Origin of the sequence: Pseudomonas sp. EL_65y_Pfl2_R96 (genome assembly GCF_963970905.1) — a bacterium.
GTDB lineage: Bacteria > Pseudomonadota > Gammaproteobacteria > Pseudomonadales > Pseudomonadaceae > Aquipseudomonas.
This window is the reverse complement of sequence record NZ_CAXAQH010000079.1, coordinates 1-2,034: the sequence shown is the minus strand read 5'-3', so window position 1 is coordinate 2,034 and position 2,034 is coordinate 1. Positions and strand designations below refer to the sequence as shown.

The window sequence follows — 2,034 nt, the reverse complement described above, 5'->3', positions numbered from 1 at the left end:
GAGTCGTAGCGATAGTCGACCTGGATGCCGTCGGGCAGGGTCTTGGTCAGCAACCGTCCGGCCGAGTCCCGTTGATACCCCGTAACCCGCTGCGAGCCGTCATCGCCGAACTCGGTTTTCTCCAGCAGGTGGCCATTGAGATCGTAGGCGTACGCGGTGCGGCGACCGTCGAAGCCGGTTTCCTGTCGGATCAATCCGTTGGGCGTGTAATCCAGCTGATATTTTTCGCCGGATTCGTTTTCGATCTCCGTGAGCAGTAGCTGCGCGTTGTCGTAGCGATACCTGAGTTGGGTGCCATCGGGGTTGATCCGGCGGCTGACCAAGTGAAGGTCGTCGGCGTATTCGTAGCGGGTGACGCGGCCCAGTTCATCGCGTTCGGCGGTGATCTTGCCGTAGGCGTTGTAGCTATAGGCGCGGCTGGCGCCAGTAGGAAGGGTCGTCTGGATCAGTCGGCCAATGGCATCCCATTGGTACTTCGTGATCGCACCGTGTTCGTCCTGACAGGTCGCCTGCCGTCCCAGCGCATCGTAGGAAAAGCGTCGCTGCCCGCCATCCGGCAGCGTTTCCTCGAGCAACTGCCCCAAGGCATTCCAGACGAACACATGCCGGCTGGTGTCCGGGTAACGGATCGACAGCAACCGCCCCTGAGCATCGTAGTGGTAATGGGTGACCTGACCATCGGGATCGGTGGCTTCGGTGACATCCCCCTGCGCGTTGCGCTGATACTTCCACATCGCGTTGCCGCGATAGCGCGCATGCAGGAAACCGTTGCGGTATTCGTAGGCCGTTGGCTCGTCTTCCGGCGGAATCAGCGCCACCAACCGCCCGACTTCGTCGTAGCGGTATTCGGTGACGGCCCCGAGCGGATCCTGCTCGGCCACCAATCGCCCCTGATCGTCATAGGCCTTGAGGTGTTCGCCACCATCCAGCTCGACCTTGCGCACCAGCCGCGCATGGTCGTCGTGGACATAAACCTCTTCGCTGCCGTCGATGTTCTGGACGGTGACGCTGCCCTCGTCATCCCAGACGTACCGTGTATCCATCTGCGAAAACGACGCCCAATGCCGGACACAGCGTGCAGCCTTGCCAGACCGTTCCCACTCCCAGAAGAAACTCGCCCCACCGGCCAGCTGCCGCTGGAGAATGACGTGCTGATCGTCGTAGTCGTAACGTTCGCTCTCGCCGGCGGCGTTGCTCGCCTCGATCAGTTGATCGCATTCGTCGTAGCGGTAACTGACCAGCGTTTGCTCGGTGTGCCAGGCCTCGTCGAGGGTCTGCGCCGGGACAAACACCTGATAGTCGACGGCGATCAGATGAGCGCGGTCATAGCGCAACAGCAGCGAACGGCCAGCTCCGTTGTCGAGGCGTTGAATGCGCTGCTGGCGGTCGCGGGTGATGCGCAGGCGGTTGTCGTACGCATCGCTGATTGCCGTCAGCCGACCGTTATGAAAGTGATAAAAACGCGCGTCGCCGCCAGCCTGGGCGAGAATCAGTTCCTCGGGGTCAGCACCGAGATAAATCGCCGCGCGCGAGAGGCTGTTGTGGATCGCCGGGCGTTCGTGGTTCGGCAGCGGGAACGTGGTGCGGCGGTTTTCGTGGTCGATCCAGATGACCTGATCACCGTCGATTTCCAGTCGATGGGCGAGCGAATGGCTCCAGCCAAAACCCAGGCCGCAGTCGATCTCGGCGGCGCTGGTGCGATAGAGCCGGGTGAAGTCAAACGGCAGGATGCCGTCCAGCGAACCATCGGTGAGGGTCAGCAGTTCTTCACCGGTAACCATCGATACCGGGCAGCCATTTTTGCAGGTCGACGGCGCGCAAGTGGCGCTGTCACCGTTGGGGTTTTTCGCTTGATCGGGGGAGTCGTCGTGGTGTTCGTCTTTCTTCAGCGCAGCGTTGCGACGTGAGCTCCAGCTCAATTGCATCCGGCCTTTTTTCATGCCCGCCGCGATGCCACGCGCGGCGACTTTTTTGTAGCGGTCGACGTAGCTGATGAAGGTATTGATGATCGTGAAAATCGCCTTCACGAGGCGC

1 protein-coding gene is annotated in these 2,034 nt (G+C 61.3%); it reads right to left on the bottom strand.

The features are described 5' to 3' along the window. Nucleotides 1-2,034 (bottom strand): DUF6531 domain-containing protein (locus tag AACY49_RS29460; protein WP_339527685.1); only part of this gene is annotated, 2,034 nt, incomplete at both ends.